The 18,336-nt window shown below is 57.4% G+C and carries 18 protein-coding genes, 1 tRNA gene and 1 other RNA gene; all 20 read left to right on the forward strand.

Annotation, left to right across the window (positions count from 1 at the left end; genetic code table 11):
- Positions 1–146: 146 nt before the first annotated feature.
- Positions 147–461 (forward strand): hypothetical protein, encoded by a 315-nt coding sequence (locus tag VL197_01190; protein HUJ16584.1) that lies wholly within the window; start codon positions 147–149, stop codon positions 459–461.
- Between the two features lie 85 nt (positions 462–546).
- Positions 547–864: a hypothetical protein gene (locus tag VL197_01195; protein HUJ16585.1), complete on the forward strand. Its 318-nt coding sequence runs from the start codon at positions 547–549 to the stop codon at positions 862–864.
- 339 nt (positions 865–1,203) lie between these two features.
- Positions 1,204–1,635: a 50S ribosomal protein L13 gene (gene rplM / locus VL197_01200; GenBank protein HUJ16586.1), complete on the forward strand. Its 432-nt coding sequence runs from the start codon at positions 1,204–1,206 to the stop codon at positions 1,633–1,635.
- 36 nt (positions 1,636–1,671) lie between these two features.
- Entirely contained in the window at positions 1,672–2,073 is a 402-nt protein-coding gene (gene rpsI / locus VL197_01205; GenBank protein HUJ16587.1) for a 30S ribosomal protein S9, read from the forward strand.
- Positions 2,074–2,207: 134 nt separating this feature from the next.
- Positions 2,208–3,266, forward strand: a complete 1,059-nt coding sequence (gene argC / locus VL197_01210) for an N-acetyl-gamma-glutamyl-phosphate reductase (protein ID HUJ16588.1) — start codon at positions 2,208–2,210, stop codon at positions 3,264–3,266.
- Between the two features lie 34 nt (positions 3,267–3,300).
- A complete protein-coding gene (gene argJ, locus VL197_01215; GenBank protein ID HUJ16589.1) occupies positions 3,301–4,506 on the forward strand; it encodes a bifunctional glutamate N-acetyltransferase/amino-acid acetyltransferase ArgJ in 1,206 nt (401 codons plus the stop codon).
- A gap of 223 nt (positions 4,507–4,729) precedes the next feature.
- On the forward strand, positions 4,730–4,930 hold the full coding sequence (gene rpsU / locus VL197_01220) for a 30S ribosomal protein S21 (GenBank protein ID HUJ16590.1): 201 nt from the start codon (positions 4,730–4,732) through the stop codon (positions 4,928–4,930).
- A 52-nt stretch (positions 4,931–4,982) separates the two neighbouring features.
- On the forward strand, positions 4,983–5,426 hold the full coding sequence (locus VL197_01225) for a GatB/YqeY domain-containing protein (protein ID HUJ16591.1): 444 nt from the start codon (positions 4,983–4,985) through the stop codon (positions 5,424–5,426).
- Between the two features lie 99 nt (positions 5,427–5,525).
- On the forward strand, positions 5,526–6,485 hold the full coding sequence (locus VL197_01230) for an NGG1p interacting factor NIF3 (protein HUJ16592.1): 960 nt from the start codon (positions 5,526–5,528) through the stop codon (positions 6,483–6,485).
- 9 nt (positions 6,486–6,494) lie between these two features.
- Positions 6,495–8,882: an endonuclease MutS2 gene (locus VL197_01235; protein ID HUJ16593.1), complete on the forward strand. Its 2,388-nt coding sequence runs from the start codon at positions 6,495–6,497 to the stop codon at positions 8,880–8,882.
- Position 8,883: 1 nt separating this feature from the next.
- The gene (gene dnaG / locus VL197_01240) at positions 8,884–10,668 is read left to right on the forward strand and encodes a DNA primase (GenBank protein ID HUJ16594.1); all 1,785 of its coding nucleotides are present in this window, start codon (positions 8,884–8,886) and stop codon (positions 10,666–10,668) included.
- 73 nt (positions 10,669–10,741) lie between these two features.
- Positions 10,742–12,547 carry an RNA polymerase sigma factor RpoD gene (rpoD, locus tag VL197_01245; protein ID HUJ16595.1) on the forward strand — a complete coding sequence of 602 codons (1,806 nt, stop codon included), beginning with the start codon at positions 10,742–10,744 and terminating at the stop codon, positions 12,545–12,547.
- 154 nt (positions 12,548–12,701) lie between these two features.
- Positions 12,702–12,777, forward strand: a tRNA-Ile gene (locus VL197_01250).
- A 144-nt stretch (positions 12,778–12,921) separates the two neighbouring features.
- A complete protein-coding gene (locus VL197_01255) occupies positions 12,922–13,626 on the forward strand; it encodes a C4-type zinc ribbon domain-containing protein (protein HUJ16596.1) in 705 nt (234 codons plus the stop codon).
- A 7-nt stretch (positions 13,627–13,633) separates the two neighbouring features.
- Positions 13,634–14,062, forward strand: a complete 429-nt coding sequence (locus tag VL197_01260) for a ribonuclease HI family protein (protein HUJ16597.1) — start codon at positions 13,634–13,636, stop codon at positions 14,060–14,062.
- 76 nt (positions 14,063–14,138) lie between these two features.
- An RNA gene (gene rnpB, locus VL197_01265) (RNase P RNA component class A) lies at positions 14,139–14,511 on the forward strand.
- Positions 14,512–14,999: 488 nt separating this feature from the next.
- Positions 15,000–15,992: a tetratricopeptide repeat protein gene (locus VL197_01270; protein HUJ16598.1), complete on the forward strand. Its 993-nt coding sequence runs from the start codon at positions 15,000–15,002 to the stop codon at positions 15,990–15,992.
- Between the two features lie 280 nt (positions 15,993–16,272).
- Positions 16,273–16,935: a Smr/MutS family protein gene (locus VL197_01275; protein HUJ16599.1), complete on the forward strand. Its 663-nt coding sequence runs from the start codon at positions 16,273–16,275 to the stop codon at positions 16,933–16,935.
- On the forward strand, positions 16,932–17,786 hold the full coding sequence (locus VL197_01280; GenBank protein ID HUJ16600.1) for an A/G-specific adenine glycosylase: 855 nt from the start codon (positions 16,932–16,934) through the stop codon (positions 17,784–17,786). Before VL197_01275 ends, VL197_01280 begins: the two co-directional genes overlap by 4 nt.
- Positions 17,787–17,897: 111 nt before the next feature.
- Positions 17,898–18,336: radical SAM protein (locus tag VL197_01285; GenBank protein ID HUJ16601.1), on the forward strand; the 439-nt coding region annotated here is incomplete at its 3' end.

Here is an 18,336-nt window from a genome sequence, read left to right on the forward strand (position 1 = left end):
TTTTCGCATTTATCTTTGATGACAGGATGCTTTTCTCATCCCTGCAAAAGACCTGAGGGGTGAGAGTTGTGGAAAATCAATAAATTGCGATCTGGCATGGGAGATGCAAATTATCAGGCAGAAGGGCGAAAAAGGAGGGCAAGACAATGAAGACCACAATCGCAAGAAAAACATCCTACATCGGAGCAGGCGCCGGACTGGTTGTGTTCGCACTCTTCGGGCTTCTGCCCGGCAGCCTCCTGGGCGGCGCCATGGGCATCAACATTGCGGGATGGATCTTCGGACTTCCGCTCCAGCCCGGGCTCCTGTCCCGGACCATCGTGCTGGCCTCCATGCTGGTGGGCGTGCTCGTGGCCGGGATCGTGATCGTGACCGCAACGTCGACGATCGGCTGGCTGGTCGGCAGGGTGCTCGAAGCAGGGGTCCATGAAGGCGAAGAGGCAAAGGCGGCGAACAGATAGGGATGCAAAGGAGCATTGCAGCGGTCCCGATAATCTTACGGAGCATACACTTCAATAAAAAGCTGAGGCTGAAAGGAGATTGGTCATGAAGAACGAGACGGTAAAGGCGGGCATGAAGATCGGGGCAACGATAGGCGGGTTGGTGTTTCTGGTGCTGGGGATCGTTCCGGGTTTCTACTTCGGGAGCTACGGGACGCTGATCCTGCTCCAGAAGCTGAGCGGCGGAGCCGTAGAGCCGACGCTCATCGTACGCGCGGTCATCGTGATGGGCATCGCGGTGGGCATCGCCTGCGCGGCGGCGGTGAGCATCGTGGTGGGCGGCCTTCTGGGCACGGCGATGGGCTTCGTGGTATCGGCGCCGTCGGCGCTTCGGGAGAAGAAGGAAGCCGCGGTCAAGGCGTAAGGCTCTCCGCGGCGTACCCCGCGGCCAGGGAAAAAACAGCGGGGCTGCCTCGGCAGCCCCGCCCTCACCAGCAATGCAAAAAGGCGGTGATTACTCACCGCCTTTTCTGTTGTTCAGGGGCTCTCAAATGATACCGGGGGCGTATCGTTTTGATTTATTGTAAGAAATTAATTTTCCCTTCCCGTGATAATAACCCCCTCCGTCGACTCCAAACTCATTCCATATAAAATCCTTGACAAAATGGATGAAATTGTTTATATTCGCGGTTCTTAAATCGTTTTTTTTCTCGTGCAAAAATCAATATGCGGCTATAAATCTTACTTAAGCAAGGCGGGTATCATGGGAACCTATTCGGCAAAAGAGGAAGATATTAAGAGAGCGTGGCATCTCGTCGATGCAAACGGCAAGACACTCGGAAGGCTTGCCTCAGCGGTTGCGTCCGTGCTCAAAGGCAAGACCAAGCCTGTCTACACGAAGCATGTCGATACGGGAGATTTCGTGATCGTGGTGAACGCTGACAAGGTGCATCTCACCGGCAAGAAGCTTGACCAGAAAGTCTACTACAGTCACTCGGGGTATCCCGGGGGACTCAAGTCGGTCACCGCGGGCACGCTCATGAAGACGAAGCCTGAACAGGTGATCAAAATGGCCATAGAAGGCATGCTTCCGAAGACCAGGCTTGGCAAGCAGATGCTGAGCAAGCTGAAAGTATATGCAGGAGAGCAGCATCCGCATGCAGCGCAGCAGCCGGTCGAAATGAAAGTGAAATAAGAGCCAGAGAGAGATAGAGATACCGAGGAGGGTTTGATGGCAGCGGCAACGATTTCCAGATATTATGCAACAGGGAAGAGAAAGAATTCCATCGCCCGGGTGTGGATGATGCCCGGATCGGGCAAGATTACGATCAATGAGAAGTCGATGGATGATTATTTCGGCAGGGACGTGCTGAAGATGATCATTCGTCAACCCTTCGAGGTCACCGGCACTCAGGATAAATTCGACGTGCTCGTGAGCGTTCTGGGGGGCGGAAATTCCGGCCAGGCGGGAGCCATCAGGCACGGTATATCGAAGGCTCTTCTGGCGATCGACGCGGAATCACGCGGCAAGCTCCGCAAGGAAGGCCTCCTGACCAGGGACCCGAGGGCCAAAGAGCGAAAGAAGTACGGCCAGAAAGGCGCCCGCGCCCGGTTCCAGTTCTCAAAGAGATAAGGGATCAAATACCTGTCATCTGTTTTCTGGTTCATCGGGTCAGATTGTATTGGGAAGAAGGGAAGGTAGAGATGCCTTCCCTTTTATTTTGTCTGTCAGTGCGTGTTCTGCATATCATTATCGCGGGTTGAATTATGAGCAATCCTGGAAAACTAAGAATTGCGATTGTGGGCTCCAGCGGTTATACCGGCGGTGAGCTGTTCCGGATCCTGCTCCATCATGCGCATGTCACGGTCGCGGCGGTGACCTCGGAGAAGTCAGCGGGAAAGCCGATCACCGCGATTTTTCCCCACCTTGCCAAGTTGACCGATCTCGTCTGTGAGCCGCTCGACCCGGATGCGATTGCGAAGAAGACGGATTTTGTCTTCCTTGCCCTCCCGCACGTTACTGCGCAGGAGGCCGCCTTCCGGTTCCACAAACTCGGAAAGAAAGTAGTCGACCTGTCGGCCGACTACCGTCTCAGCGACCCGGCGCTTTACGAGAAGTGGTACGAGCACTCCCACCAGTACCCGGACCTGCTCAAGACCGCCGTGTACGGACTGCCGGAGCTCCACGCCGATGCGATCCGAAAGGCCTCGCTCATCGCGAACCCCGGGTGTTACCCGACCGGCGCTGTTCTGGGGCTCGCGCCGCTCATGGATCGGAAGGCGATCGACCACAGGACGATCATCATCGACTCTAAGTCGGGTGTGACCGGAGCCGGCCGCAGCCCGGGCCTCCCCTATCACTTTCCCGAGGCGAACGAAGCGTTCATGGCGTACAAGATCGGGACGCACCGCCACACACCGGAGATCGAACAGGAGCTTGCGAGACTTGCAACAGAGCGGGTGACGGTGAATTTTACCCCGCATCTGGTGCCGATGAACCGGGGCATCCTGACCACGATCTATGCAACCCTGACGGCGGCGCAGACCGATACTGCATCGCTGCACCGCACCTACCAGGAGTTCTATAAGGACAAGCCGTTCGTGCGCTTGCTTGCACCGGGTCAGTTTCCCAACGTGAACGCGGTGCGCGGCTCGAACTTTTGCGATGTCGGCGTCTTTGCTGACCCGCGAACGGGCCGGGCCGTTATTGTCACAGCGATCGACAATCTCGTCAAGGGGGCATCCGGACAGGCTGTGCAGAATATGAATCTTATGATGGGTTTCGACGAGGTCGAAGGGCTTGCCTTCGCGGGGCTATTCCCGTGATGGAAATCAAACTACTGCTCATAGGGGATGAAGAATGAGAGTTCTCGACACCAAGAACTTTTCAGTGACCGGGTTTAAGGTATGGGGCATCCATTGCGGGATCAAGAAGACCGATAAGAAAGATCTTGCCATCATTTGCTCCGACCGGGAAGCCGCTGTTGCCGGAGTGTTTACCAAGAACCGGGTGAAAGCGGCATGCATTCTCCAGAATTCAACAAAGATAAAATCGGGCAAGGGACAGGTCATCATTGCCAACAGCGGGTGCGCCAATGCCTGCACCGGAAAGCGCGGAATGGCCGATGCCCGAGAAACGGCGGAGACCGCTGCGAAAGAACTGGGCGTCAAGCCGGATTTCGTTTATGTTGCATCGACAGGCGTGATCGGCGAATTCCTGCCCATGCCGAAGATAGCGACGGGCATCGCGACAGCCGTCGGATTGTTGTCGGCAGCGGGCTGGGAGCAGGCATGCGAGGCAATCATGACCACGGACATGTATCCCAAGTTCTCGGTGGTCCAGGAAGAGATCGGAGGCAAGACGATTACCGTTGCCGGCATCGCGAAGGGATCGGGCATGATCCAGCCGAATATGGCCACCATGCTCTGTTTCATCGTGACCGACACGAACATCTCGTCCGCCATGCTGAAAAAGACGCTGATTGCATCGACGGACAGATCTTTCAATATGATATCGGTAGATGGCGAGACGAGCACGAACGACATGGTCCTTTGCATGGCGAACGGCGCCGCGGGAAATAGGAGACCGGGGCCGGGCAGCAAGGACTCGAAAAAGTTCCAGGCCTGCCTGGATACGGTTGCGCGGTCCCTGGCGCGTCAAGTGGTACGGGACGGCGAAGGGGCCACGAAATTCGTCGAGATTGATGTGCGGAATGCAAAGAATCCCGTTGAGGCGAAGCGGGCCGCGATGGCGATTGCAAACTCCAGCCTTGTCAAGACGGCGCTCTTCGGAGAAGATGCGAACTGGGGCAGGATCATGGCCGCGTTGGGTCATTCCGGCATCGAGATGGACGAGGCGCGGACGGATATCTTCGTCGGCAAGGCAAAGCTTGTCGAAAAGGGTTTGGGTCAGGGGAAGCATGCCGAGCGGGAAGCAGCGTTGGCACTGAAACAGCGGGAAGTGCAGATCGTGATCGACCTTCACAAAGGCAAAGGATCTGCGGTCGTATGGACCTGTGATCTGTCTTACGAGTATATCAAGATCAACGCCGCCTACCGGAGTTGACACGGAGCGTCGAGGGAGTCGCAGCATTTCGGGATGCTCCTGGGCACAACAAATTGAAAATGTAAATAATATTTCTCTTGACTTTCAAGGGGGGAGTTGTTAATTTTAAAAAATATGTATCTTTATTGGCTGGCGGACCAAGGTCCCTCGGCGGTATTGTTTTATTATAGGTAAAAACTATTTAAAAACAGAAAGATACAGTTTGGAGGGGGGTGTAGCGAGGTTGCCGAGCATCCGATTACGTGAAAACGAGCCGTTCGAGGCCGCACTCCGGAGATTCAAGAAAAGTATAGAGAAGGAAGGCGTGCTGTCGGAGGTAAAAAAAAGAGAACATTACGAGAAACCAAGCGTAAAACGAAAGAAAAAGGCATTGGCCGCGAAAAAGAAAGCGGCCAAGAGCGCCCGCATTTTCAGGCAAAACTGAGCCGGGCTCGAGCTACCGGATGCAGGCAGCCTGAAAAACGGAGAGGGGCAGAATGGGACTACGGGACAGCATCGATGCGGATGTGAAGGGCGCCCTCAAATCCGGCGCTAAAAATAAGGTATCGACGCTGCGGATGCTGAACGCTGCCCTGAAGAACAAACAGATAGACAAGCGGAGGCCTCTAACGGAAGATGAGGTGGTCGAGACCGTGCGATCGCTCATCAAGCAGCGGAGGGATTCGATCGAACAGTTTGCCAGGGGAGGCAGACAGGACCTCGTCGAGAAAGAGACGGAGGAAGTTTCGATTCTCGAAGCCTATCTTCCCAAACAGCTGTCCCGTGAAGAAGTGGAGGCAATGGTCCGTGAAGCTGTTGCCGGGACCGGTGCCCAGGGACCCAAGGACATGGGCAAGGTCATGAAAGCGCTTATCCCCATGATTGGCGGCCGTGCGGATGGGAAGCTCGTGAGTGAGCTGGTGAAGCATGCGTTGGGGTAATCGTCAGCTTCGTGTGAGTGCGCATGATATTTTACGGATGGGCTGAACAGGGGGCCATGAATACCGGGGCCCCCTGATTTATTTAGGAGTATCCGTTCCGTGAAGCTAAGGGAGTTCTACGAATCGGCAATACAGGCGGGCATTGATGCCGATCCCCGCGGCAGATCCGTTGTTGAAGCGGAATTGCAGGAAATACGCAGGGCCTACGAAGAACTGAAGCCCGATGACAAGACCGCGTTCGACCTTGAAAAATTGACGAACCCCTATGCGGACAGCAGGATGCTGTATGGGGACCCCGATCGAGACGTGTCCGCGGCGCTCGTCGGAATCGATGTGGAAACGCCCGAACTCCTGCTCGCCGAGCGTTTGATCGCGAAGGGCCGGCATATTGATTTTGTCATCGCGCATCATCCCGAAGGGCGTGCCTACGCCAACTTTTATGAAGTGATGAAGATGCAGGCCGACATTCTGCATGGTGTCGGTGTGCCCATCAATGTTGCAGAAGGGCAGCTCAGCGGCAGAATGAAAGAGGTCGAACGGAGCCTTCTCCCCGTGAATCACACACGGCCCGTTGATGCGGCTCGTCTCCTCGATATCCCCCTCCTCTGCATGCATACGCCTGCCGATAACATGGTCGCCCGTTACCTCCAAGCGCTCTTCGACCGGGAGTCTCCCGCCCGGCTGAAAGACGTTGTCACGCTGCTCCGGAAAATTCCCGAGTACCAGGAGGCGATCAGGAACAATGCCGGACCACGCATCCTGTTCGGTTCGGACGATCAGCGGACCGGGAAGATCTTCGTTGACATGACCGGCGGAACGTCGGGCTCGAAGGATACGATCGGGAAACTTGTCCAGTCGGGTGTCGGCACGGTCGTCGGGATGCATATGTCCGAGGACCACCGGAAGGAAGCCGAAAAACATCATCTGCGTGTGGTGATTGCCGGACATATTTCGAGCGACACGCTTGGCCTGAACCTGCTGCTGGATGTTCTCGAGAAGCGTGCGCCGCTTTCGGTGGTTGATTTCTCCGGCTTCAAGCGCGTCAGGCGGCAGAACTGATTCGGCACAATGAACGAACATGCCCTGAAGGTCCTTGAGTATGAGAAGGTAAAAAGTCTGGTTGCATCCTATGCGGCATCCGAGGCTGGAAGGATCGTGGTCCGGAGGCTCCATCCAACGCCGGACGGACACGTCGCCGCCGCACTGCTCTCCGAGACCAGGGAGTTTATCGCGATCCTGCTGCTCGGGGAAAAACCGCCGCTCGACGGGATACCCGAAACAGGGCAGGCAGTGACGAAGCTCGGCATCAGTAACAGCATGCTGTCTCCCGCCGAACTGCTGAACCTGGCTCGTACGCTTGGCTCGGGCAGACGGGTCAGGAAGTTTTTTCAGCGGTTCGAAGGAAAGGGCGCGCAGGAAGCATGCCCGGCCCCGCTTCTGGCTGCTAAAGCCTCCGAAATCCGGCCCCAGAAGGAGATCGAGGAGGCCATCCTTGGCGCCATAGATGATAAGGCGGAAGTCAGGGATTCAGCGAGTCCGGAGCTCCGGAAAATCCGCAGACAGATCCTGCGCATGCGGGAGAGCATTCTGGACCGGATGCACGGGATCCTGCAGGACAGCAGTCTTCAAAAGGTCATCCAGGAACCGGTGATCACGCTCCGCGATGATCGGTATGTGCTGCCGCTCAAGCCGAATTTCAGGCAGGGCCTCTCCGGCGTGGTGCACGGGCAATCCGGGTCACGGGCAACCCTCTTTGTGGAGCCGCTCGATATCCTTGAGCAGAACAACCGGCTTGCCGAGCTGCGTATGGAGGAGCGGGAAGAGGTGGAGCGTATTTTACGGGTGCTCACTTCGCTCCTGTCCCGTGAATCCGATGCGGTCCGTCGGATGATCGACGCTCTCGCATACATCGATGCCGTTTACGCCCGTGCCCGGTTCGGGCTGGAGTATGATGCCACCGTGCCGGGCCTGTCAGCAGACGGGAGCATCCGCCTGCGGTCTGCGAGACATCCGCTGCTCGTGGCGAAGTACAAGGCCCAGGCCGGACATTCGGGGATCACGCCGAACGACATTCTTCTTGCCAGCGGGCAACGGGCGCTTATCCTGAGTGGACCGAATGCAGGCGGCAAGACCGTTGTCCTCAAGACCGCGGGGCTGTTGTGTCTCATGGCCCAGTCGGGGATTCCCATCACCGGGGCAGAGGGGAGCGAAGTTCCCTGCTTCGCTTCGGTCTTCGCTGATATTGGAGACGACCAGAGCCTTGAACAGGACCTGAGCACGTTTTCTTCGCACGTGAGCAGGATCGCAGAGATTCTGCGGGAGGCGGACGAGAACTCGCTGGTGCTCCTCGACGAACTGGGGTCCGGCACTGAACCCGGCGAAGGAGCCGGGCTTGGTGCGGCGGTTCTTGAAGACCTGCTCGAGCGGGGGTGCGTAACCATTGTCACCACCCATCAGAATGCCCTGAAACTGTTCGGATCCCGAACGAGCGGCGCCGTGAACGCAGCCATGGAATTCGATCCGCAGTCGCTCACGCCGACCTACCGGCTGATCGCGGGGAGACCGGGCAGAAGTTACGGATTGGACATGGCATCACGGATGGGCATTCCGGCGGAAGTGATCCGGAATGCCCGGTCGAGGATCAGTGAGGATGACGTGAGCCTCGACCAATTGCTCCGGCAGGTCGAAGAAGATTCACGAGTCGTCGCTGCGGAGCGCCTTTCGCTCGAGCAGGAGCTCGTCGCGGCGAAGCGGGAGCGCACGGAGGCAGTGGACGCGCTCCGGGCTGCGCGGGATGAAGCCCGCGACGTGAAAGCAAAGGCCAGGACCGAGGCCCGGGACGTCCTTTCAGCGCTGCGGCAAAAGCTCAGGGAACTTTCCCGCATCGCTGTGCTTGACCGTACAGACATTAAAAAAACAAGCGGAGACGTGGAGGCGCTGAGCGGCAGGCTCGAGCCCGCGGCCCATGCAGAACAGACCGGGCGAACCCTTGACCCCCGGGATTTTCATGTCGGCGAGATTGTTCGTATCGAGAGATTGAATAAGACCGGGACCGTTGTCGCATGGCACGGGGGTATCCTTGACCTGGAGGTGGGCGCGAAGAAGATCAGGATCCCGTCGACGGAAGTCGTCCCCCTGGTTGGCGCGCGTGGGGAACGGCCTGTTCTGCCGGCGCCCGGATGGAACGCCGAACTCCATGAGGAAGAAGGAACTGCAGACCGGCTGAATATCATCGGGCTCAGGGTTCCCGAGGGACTGGCGGAAGTGGACCGGTTCATTGACCGGGCAGGTCTTCATCAGGTCACGGTCGTCACCATCATCCATGGACTGGGGACCGGGGCGCTTAAAACCGCGGTAGCGGAATTTTTAAAAAACCACCCGCTGATCGCAGCCACCCGGCCGGGCGAACCGGCCGAGGGCGGGGCGGGAGTAACGATCGCAGAATTGAAAAAATAACGTGTTTTCCGATGATATCATAAGCCGGGTCAGGGACAGCATCGACATCGTTGATCTTGTTTCGGGATATGTGTCCCACAAAAAAACGGGGAAGAACCACACCGGGCTCTGTCCGTTTCACGCGGAGAAGACCCCCTCGTTCTCGGTGAATCCCGACAAACAGATCTTTCACTGTTTCGGGTGCGGCGCCGGCGGAGACGCATTTAAGTTCCTGGAACTGCAGGAAGGCCTGAACTTTCCCGAAGCGGTACGAAAGCTGGCCGACCGGGTGGGCATTTCCCTGCCGGCGGAAAGCAGGTCGCGGAGCTCCGACAAGAAATCGTCCGAGGAACGGGCGGCGCTTCTTACGATCGTTGCCGAGGCAGCCGCCTATTTCCAGAAAGAGCTCGCGGGGTCCACGGGGAGTGCCGCTCGCGCCTACGTGAATAAACGGGGTGTAAGCGATCAGATCGTGAAGGAGTTCGGTCTGGGTTTCGCGCGGAATGAATGGGACGGCCTGCTCAGATATCTGAGGCAGCGGGGCTATCAGCCCGGACAGATTGAACGTGCCGGGCTCGTGGTCAAGCGGAGCGAGGGTGAGGGGCATTACGACCGGTTCCGGGGAAGGATCATCTTCCCGATCCGGGACATTGCGGGCAGCGTGATCGCCTTCGGCGGCAGGGTCATGGACGATGCCCTGCCCAAATACCTGAATTCCTCGGAGACGCCGCTCTACAGCAAGAGCAATACGCTGTACTGCCTGGACGCGGCCAAGGAACAGGGCCGCAAACTCGGCTATTTCATCATCGTCGAGGGGTACCTCGACGCGATCGCCTGCCATCAGTACGGCATCCGGAACGCGGTCGCAACGCTCGGCACGGCGCTCACGGAAGGCCATCTCCGGCTTCTGCGGCGGTTCGCGGACAAACTGGTGCTGATCTTCGACCCCGACCCCGCGGGAGTCCGGGCTTCCCTGCGGGGGTTCGACCTCTTTGTCGCAAGCGGGATGAAGGTGAATGTGGTCTCGCTGCCGGACAACGATGATCCGGACACGTTCCTGCAGAAGCGGGGCGCCGACGCCTTCTCCGCCCGGCTGCGCGAGTCGGTGAAGTTCATGGACTTCGTTCTTGCCCAGGTGATCAAGGACGGGTCCTCGGCATCGATCGATGAGAAGGTGGAAAGGGCCGGCGAGATGCTCGGGTTCATCGCCAAGCTGCCCAGCGGGATCGAACGGGATCACTACCTGAAAAGGACGGCGGAGGCCCTTGACCTTGATGAGGCCGTTCTCCGGCAGGAAATGCCGAAGCAGTCAAGAGGCCAGCACCATGCCGGGAAGGACAAGGCCGCGGCACCCGTCCGAGGCCAGCGCCCCAGGGCCGAAGAGATACTGATCCACCTGATGCTCAAGGATGAAAACATGGCGCGCAGGCTGGCGGAGCGCATACAGCCCGCTGATTTTACCGACCCCCTGCTGCAGCGTGCGGCAAAACGTATCTTCGAGGTTCTGTGGGCGAAGGGCAGGCTGGAGTCCCGGGCATTGCTGGTGGACGGGGATGATGAGCTGAACCATGTGATCTCACATTACTCCGTCCTGGATATGGACTACGAGGACCCGGAGAAGCACTGTGACGACTGCGTCGATGTAATCAAGCGGCACAACCACTCCCGGCGGATGAAAGCGCTCCTCGGCGCGATCAAGCAGGCCGAAGAGCAGGACGACAGGGCTGAACTGGCCCGGCTCCTGAAAGAGCAGAACGAGATGGCCCGGCAAAGGGGAAAAGGACTTTCCGGCGACAGAACGGCCTGAACGAAAGAACCGGTCGAAAGAAGGGACCGATGATCGTCAGATCCTGAAGTACACTTAGAAGGAGCACCAAAGAATGTCAAAGCGGGGCAAGGCAGAAGATCCGAAAAAACAGGCACCAGCGGCCAAAGATCGCAATAATTATGTGCCTTATGAAGAGTCCTCCGATGCGATTCCTCATGAGGACGTCTCGACGGAGCAGCTCGACAGCATCATTTCCCTGTTCGGAGACGGCGAAATCGACATCGACATGACCGACTCCCGGAACGACGGCAAGGTCCGCCAGCCGGCCGAGGAGGAGCTGGAAGAGGGCGGCGAGCATGAAGAGGCCAGCCTCGAGGAAGCGGCTGAAGAGGAGGCCGAAGAGGAGGAGGTCGAGGTCGGGCTCGGCAAGACGGACGATCCCGTCAGGCTCTACCTGAAGGAGATGGGGACCGTTCCGCTGCTGTCCAAGGAAGGCGAGGTCGCGATCGCGAAACGGATCGAGGAGGGAAAGCGGGATGCGGCGCAGATCCTGTATAACCTGCCCTTTGCCCTCCAGGACGTGCGGGATCTCGGCGATAAGCTGCGCAAGGGGAAGATCAGCATCAACGAGATCGTGCACGCCGGTGACGATGATTTTGAGGACCTCCAGAGCCAGAACGAGGAAGAGCTCCATGCCCGCGTGATCAAGCTCATTGCCGAAATCGACCGCCACAGCAAGGAGCTGGCCACGCTGATCAACCATGTCATGAGCAGCCGCTGCAGCGAGGCGCGCAAAAAAAACCTGCGGGAAAAGATCCAGACGGCGCGCTTCGCGCTGTTCGACAAGCTGGAAGCGCTGAACATCCATTGCCGCCAGACCGACCGGCTGGTCATGAAGCTGCGCGAGATGGTGAGCGAGATCAATCTGTCCGAACGGGAGATCCACGGCCTGGAGCGGAAGTCGGGCCTGACGGTCGCGGAACTCAAAGACGTCTTCAAAAAAATGCGGCAGGGGGAGCGGGAACTCAAGAACGCGGCCCGGCGGCTCGAGATAAAGCAGGAAGCGCTCCTGGGCATGGAAAAAATCTACCGGAACGCGGTCAAGCGGGTCAAAAAGATCGAGGCGGACTGCGGAGTCGCTGCTGAAGAGCTCAAGAAGGCGCTCCGCGCCTATGAGCGGGCAGAGGAGCGGGCAAAGTACGCGAAGAGCGAACTGGTCGAAGCGAACCTGCGGCTCGTCGTGTCCATCGCCAAGAAATACACCAACCGCGGCCTCCAGTTCCTCGACCTGATCCAGGAAGGCAACATAGGCCTCATGAAGGCAGTGGACAAGTTCGAGTGGCAGCGCGGCTACAAGTTCAGCACCTACGCCACCTGGTGGATCAGGCAGGCCATCACCCGGGCCATCGCTGACCAGGCTCGCACCATCCGCATCCCGGTCCACATGATCGAGACGATGAACAAGCTCATCCGGACGTCCCGCGGGCTCGTTCAGGACCTCGGCCGGGAACCGACCACCGAGGAGATCGCGTCTACGATGAAGCTTCCCGTGGAGAAGGTCCGGAAGATCATGAAGATCGCGAAGGAGCCGATCTCGCTCGAAACGCCCATCGGCGAAGAAGAGGACAGCCATCTGGGCGACTTCATCGAGGATAAGAAGGTGGCGTCGCCGCTCGAGTCCGCGATTCGCAAGAACCTGCATCTGCAGGTCAGGAAGGTACTGAACACCCTGACCGACCGGGAGGAAAAGGTGCTGCGCTGGAGGTTCGGCATCGGCGAGCAGACGGACCATACGCTCGAGGAAGTGGGGCAGGAGTTCGACGTGACGCGCGAACGCATCCGCCAGATCGAGGCGAAGGCGCTCAGGAAGCTCCGCCATCCGAGCCGGAGCAAGCAGCTCAAGAGCTTCATGGAGTAAGAGCCGCGCCTTGACTTTTCGCAGGCTTTATGTCAAGATGTGCGCTCGACATTCCGGAAATACGGGAATAGACAATCACAAGCAAGAATGCAGACTCGGTGAAGGGGTTTCCGCCTGGGTGCATTCTCCCATTCCACGTTTCATGCATACAGCAGGGCCCATAGCTCAGCTGGTAGAGCTACCGGCTCATAACCGGTTGGTCCCAGGTTCGAGTCCTGGTGGGCCCACCATCTCAGCACAGAGTGCTGCCTCCGGGGCGAACCCCGGGAGCGAACGGGGTGAACGGCATGCCGCATATTGAATCTGCACACACGAGGGGAACAAGGAATCAGTAAAGATGCGCCGCAAGGCGCATTTTTTATTTTGGAGGCGGGATGGAACAACAATTGGGAATGCTGATAGAGCTTCAGGAGATGGACCTCAGGATCAGGGCGCTCACGGAAAAACGGAAGCGCTTTCCGGAAGTACTGGCATCATTCGAGCACCGGCGAACACAGAATAAGGAGGAACTGGACAGGACCCGGGAGGGGCTCCAGGCCGCGCAGAAGAACAAACGGGACCGGGATCAGGACCTCGAGGCCGGCAGCCAGAAGGTTGAAAAGCTCAAGACGCGCTCGTCGGAGATCAAGACCAACAAGGAGTATCAGGCCATGCTGAAGGAGATCGAGGCGGCCGAGAAGGAGAACAAGGCAATCGAGGATGAGATCCTCGTGCTCATGGAAAAGATCGACGCGGCGGCTTCGGCGATCACTTCGGCCGAGACCCGGTCCCGGGAAGAGGAAGCCGCGATCGCCGCGGAACAGAAGGAGCAGGAAGCGGCCTTTGCCGGCGTCGAAGAGGAATTGAAGGCGGCGCTCCAGCAGCGCCAGGAATCGGCCGCGCTCATCGACCAGCGCCTCGTCGCGCAGTACCAGAAGCTGCTCGTATCCAAGGCGGGCATGGCCCTGGCGGAGGCGCGGGGAGAGGCATGCTCCGGCTGCTATATGAGCATCCCCCCGCAGGTGTTCGTTAATGTCAAGAAGAATGAGAGCGTGATCACCTGCCCCCACTGTGGAAGGATCTTGTACTATAAAGGATGAGGTGAACGTGACCGGAGTCAACCAGCAGGGGCCGGAGCTGACCATCTACAGTGACGGCGCGTCACGCAATAATCCCGGAGAGGCCGGCGCCGGCATCTACATCCTGCAGGACGGCGCGCCGCGGGAGGGGATCGCCCGGTACCTCGGCCGGACGACGAACAACATTGCCGAGTATACGGCGGCCATCATCGGGTTGGAATATGCGGTCCGGCAGGGGGCATCGAAGGTGCGCCTGCTCGCGGATTCCGAGCTCCTCGTGAAGCAGCTGAACGGCCAGTACCGGGTGAAGAACGAGGGACTGAAGCCGCTGTTTCTCAAGGTCAAGAAGCTGATTGAGCAGATCGGCAGCGTTGAGGTACAATACATACCGCGCGAGATGAACAGGGAAGCTGACGCCCTGGCCAACCGGGCTATTGACGAAAAAAATGAAAATTGAAAAGTAAGGCATTGAAGTTTCGAAACCGGAAATTCACGGCGTATCATTTTTCATTTTTCAATTGTTCTTTGATTTCAGAGCGGGTCAGGTGATCGCTCCCCGGCAACGGGGGGAGGAAAGTCCGAGCTCCGCAGGGCAAGGCGGTCCCGAAACGGGACAGGGGGCGACCCCATGGAGAGTGCCACAGAAAAGAAGACCGCCTCGCAAGAGGCAAGGGTGAAACGGTGGGGTAAGAGCCCACCAGACTCCCGGGTGACCGGAGTGCTTGGAAAACCCCGCCTGGAGCAAGGCCACATAGGGAAGCGTCTCCCGGGAAACCGGGAGTAAGGACTGCCCGTCCGAGACTTCCGGGTAGGCCGCTCGTGCCTTCGAGCAATCGGGGGCCCAGATAAATGATCACTGCCCCGGGAGACCGGGGAACAGAACTCGGCTTACGACCCGCTCTGATCTTTTTCTCGTGACAGCCCATGCAGGACATCCTGCATGGGCTTTTTTTGAAAGAACGGACCGCGCTTGATTCTTATACGCAACTGTTATATCATCGTGGGGTTGGAAAATAGTGTCAGCTACTTCCCGAAGGTGTTCAGTTCTCATGTTGGGATGACAAGTATGTTTCACCTGGAAAGAGAGCACCATCGCCTAAGTCGGCCGGAGCATCTTTTGTGAAAGCCGACGAGCGGCAGAGAGGACCAAGTGAGAAAGATGTCGAGCTTCGCTTCACTCTAGCCGACCAAAAGATTGAAAATGAATATACAGGTAGATGAAACCAGACAATCCGTGACAATACGAAATTATATACACGTATATATGCGGCTCTCATCTACCGATATATGAAACCATATATCCCTAGATGAGGCCATATACAGGTATATAGCAGAGGCTGTAGAGATAATATCTTGTTAGTTTCTCAATTGTCATGATAGTCAAAGGAGCATAAGTGAAGCGATTGTTTTTTACAACGGCTTTATTAACCATCAATCTTGCACTTATATCGTCTGTAAACGCTGAAATCAACTATTGCGAAGATTTATTTAAGAACGGTAAATATGATCAGACAGTCGAAGCATGCACCACTGAACTTCGCAATACCGATTCGAAAGACACTCAGGCGCACGCATATTATTATCGCGGTCGTGCTTACGAGCAAAAAGGTGACTCCGAAAAAGCATTTGCAGATTTAACAAAAGCGCTCGAATTGAATAGTAAACTTTATCCGGCAAATATAAGCCTCGGGATGATCTACTATCACCGCGGGTCCTTTGACAAAGCCATAGCTGAATATAATAAAGCTCTTGAGCTTCAGCCTGAACGCCTGTTCCTCTGTGCTCTCTATACAAACAGAGGCAATGCGTTTGCATCGCAAGGGCACATAGATGAAGCGATTGCTGATTTCTCCAAGTGTATAGAATCGAGCACCAAGAATGATTCTCTAGCTAGGGCCTATGCCATGCGAGGCACAGCCTATCTATCGAAAAAAGAATATGACCGATCTATTTTGGATTGTAGCAAGGCTATTGAGCTGGATTCAAAGTTTACTGCAGCTTACAATCAACGAGGTCTCGCCTTCCATTCCAAAGGTAAATATGACCAAGCAGTGGCGGATTTCAGCAAGGCGATTGACCTGGAACCAAAGGGAATGTATGTGTACGCATCATACGCAAACCGTGGTAATTCTTTAAAGGCGCAAGGTAAATATGAGCTAGCCATATTCGACTACAAAAGGGCCATTGAGCTAAAGGAGAAGATTCCTAACACGCATTACAATATGGCTTGCGCCTATGCACTTGCCAATAAAACACACGAAGCTTGCCTCTCGCTTCAAAAAGCTATAGCTAACGGATATTCAAACTGGGGCAAGATTAAAACCGATTCAGAGCTTGGCAATCTTCACGATAGCCCGTGCTATAAAAGCATTTTGCACGGCGAATGACACTACTAACAAGTCGTTCGAGTCCCGCGCTGCGCAAACGCGGGGCTCAACTCGTCGTTCAACCGCATATTACATCTGGAAAAGTGCAACTCTGCTGACAATTCGTCCGTTCCACAGTGGTCGGTGCGCTGTTTAACCTCTCACCACCCCGTCTCAACATCCCTATTGACACCATTTCTTCTTCGCATTATCGTGTAAGCAGTACCCGACAGCCGATGAGCGAAAATCTTTAAAACGAGATTGCTTCGCTCGCACAGACGGCCGAGTACAGAGGGTCCCGATGAGCAGCAAGGATTTTGCCAGCCGTCCCTTCGAGAAGCTCAAAAAGAAGATCGCGATTGCCGAGGCGGCAGCCGCGCCCGCCCCCGTCCGCGCGAAGAGGAAGGAAGACTATTCCGACGAGGAATTGTTCAGCGCCGAGATGGACGGCGTGCGCGAGATCGAGGCCTTCCGCACCCTTGCCTGCGGACACCGCACCCGCACGCATGCGCCCCGCCAGCAGCGCGACGAGGTGTGGGACGCGATGGCCTGCCTCGAAGCGATCGTGAAGGGCGAGCATCCCCTGGATCTGGCCCAGACGCAGGAGTATGTTGCCTGGGCCCACGGGGACTTCCGGCCCGACATCGTCGCGAGCCTGCACCAGGGCAGGTTCGCGGTCCAGGACTGCATTGACCTGCACGGATGCACGGTGGCCCAGGCTGAGGAGGAACTGGACGAGTTCCTGCGAACGGCATTCCGGAAAAGCTTGCACTGCGTCAAGGTCATCCACGGCCGCGGTTTACGCTCTACCAAAGGCGCGCGTCTCAAGGAGGCTGTCGTGAAGCGGATGTCAGGCCGGTATCGCAAGGACCTGATCGCCTACGTGACCGCGCCGCAGTACGACGGCGGGCTCGGCGCGGTCTACGTGCTGCTTCTGGCGCAGGAGCTCCGGAGGAGCAGGTGAAGAGAGCGGCCGAATCGCGATCACGGGCCGGGCAAAAGCGTCTCTCGCCTTCGCAAGTCCGCTCCTTCCAGAGAAAGGTGCTCGATCACTTTGCGAGACAGGGCCGCAAGCTCCCGTGGCGGAGTCGCATCAACCCCTACCGCATCCTGGTCTCCGAGATTATGCTCCAGCAGACCCAGGTCGACCGGGTCATCGAGAAGTACGCGGAATTCCTATCGGCCTTCCCCGATTTTGGAGCGCTTGCCCGGGCAACGACGGCAGAAGTGCTCGGCGTCTGGTCGGGCATGGGGTACAACCGGAGGGCGCTGGCGCTCAGGTCGCTCGCCGAAAAGGTCATGACCGTACACAACGGGAAGCTGCCGCAAGATCCCGAAAACCTTCTCAGCCTGCCGGGCATCGGAAAGTACACGGCAGGCGCGATCATGGCTTTTGCCTTCAACAAGCCTGTGGTGTTCATGGATACCAATATTCGGCGCGTCTATATCCACGAGTTTTTCCAGGACCGCCACGGCATCCACGATGATGAACTGCTTCCTCTCGTGGAACAGACCCTGGACCGGGACGACCCCCGGCGCTGGTACAACGCACTTATGGACTACGGGTCCGTGCTCAAACGGGAACAGATCAACCCGAACCGCAGGAGCGTGCATTACACGCGGCAGAGCCCTTTCGAGAACTCGAACAGGCAGGTGCGCGGCGCAATCCTGAAGTCACTGGTAAAGGAGTCACCGCTCTCGGTCGCGGGGCTTGTGAAGAGGACCGGTATGGACACGGAGCGAATAGAGAGCAACCTTGTCCGACTGTGTGAAGAGGGATTTATAAGAAAGGAAGGAAGAAACTACGTAATCTAGAGCTCGACTTGCGAAGCCCCTTTCACGTCATGCCGGACTTGATCCGGCATCCAGGATATTTGTAGGAGCTGGATTCCGGCTTTCGCGGGAATGACAGCAGTAGAGAAAACCATGCGCCAAGGCCCCGATTATATCCAGCTCTATCCCACGCTCCGCTGCAACAGGAGCTGCGATTTCTGCTTCAACCGCTCACTGCGGCCGATGCAGGACATGTCAGCCGATGCATTCACTCTGATGCTCGGCCGGCTGCGGCAGGTCGGCGTCAGGACGATCGACGTCATCGGCGGCGAGCCGACGCTCCATCCCGCTCTTGGCGCTCTGTTTCGCGAATGCCGGGAAAAGGGGTTCCGCGTCAACATCAGCTCCAACGGGACGAACACGGGAGCGCTCGAGACGAGTCTGCGTTCGGATGACGAAGTCACGCTCGGAATCTCGATCAACGACGCGGATACCCTCCACGAGCTGGCCGGCTTCATCGACAGGTTCCGGCCCGTGCTCAAGAGCGTCTACTCCCGCACGAGCGATCCGGCTTTCATCAGGGCAGTGCTCG

This window comes from Nitrospirota bacterium, assembly GCA_035516965.1.
Taxonomy (GTDB): Bacteria; Nitrospirota; UBA9217; order UBA9217; family UBA9217; genus MHEA01.

Bases quoted from the DNA above. Each gene is read 5' to 3' on its own strand.
- argJ (HUJ16589.1), top strand. From the start codon at position 3,301: ATGAGAGTTCTCGACACCAAGAACTTTTCAGTGACCGGGTTTAAGGTA.
- argC (HUJ16588.1), top strand. From the start codon at position 2,208: ATGAGCAATCCTGGAAAACTAAGAATTGCGATTGTGGGCTCCAGCGGT.
- VL197_01235 (HUJ16593.1), top strand. From the start codon at position 6,495: ATGAACGAACATGCCCTGAAGGTCCTTGAGTATGAGAAGGTAAAAAGT.
- rplM (HUJ16586.1), top strand. From the start codon at position 1,204: ATGGGAACCTATTCGGCAAAAGAGGAAGATATTAAGAGAGCGTGGCAT.
- VL197_01275 (HUJ16599.1), top strand. From the start codon at position 16,273: ATGAGCAGCAAGGATTTTGCCAGCCGTCCCTTCGAGAAGCTCAAAAAG.
- rpsI (HUJ16587.1), top strand. From the start codon at position 1,672: ATGGCAGCGGCAACGATTTCCAGATATTATGCAACAGGGAAGAGAAAG.
- VL197_01190 (HUJ16584.1), top strand. From the start codon at position 147: ATGAAGACCACAATCGCAAGAAAAACATCCTACATCGGAGCAGGCGCC.
- VL197_01255 (HUJ16596.1), top strand. From the start codon at position 12,922: ATGGAACAACAATTGGGAATGCTGATAGAGCTTCAGGAGATGGACCTC.
- rpoD (HUJ16595.1), top strand. From the start codon at position 10,742: ATGTCAAAGCGGGGCAAGGCAGAAGATCCGAAAAAACAGGCACCAGCG.
- VL197_01195 (HUJ16585.1), top strand. From the start codon at position 547: ATGAAGAACGAGACGGTAAAGGCGGGCATGAAGATCGGGGCAACGATA.
- VL197_01225 (HUJ16591.1), top strand. From the start codon at position 4,983: ATGGGACTACGGGACAGCATCGATGCGGATGTGAAGGGCGCCCTCAAA.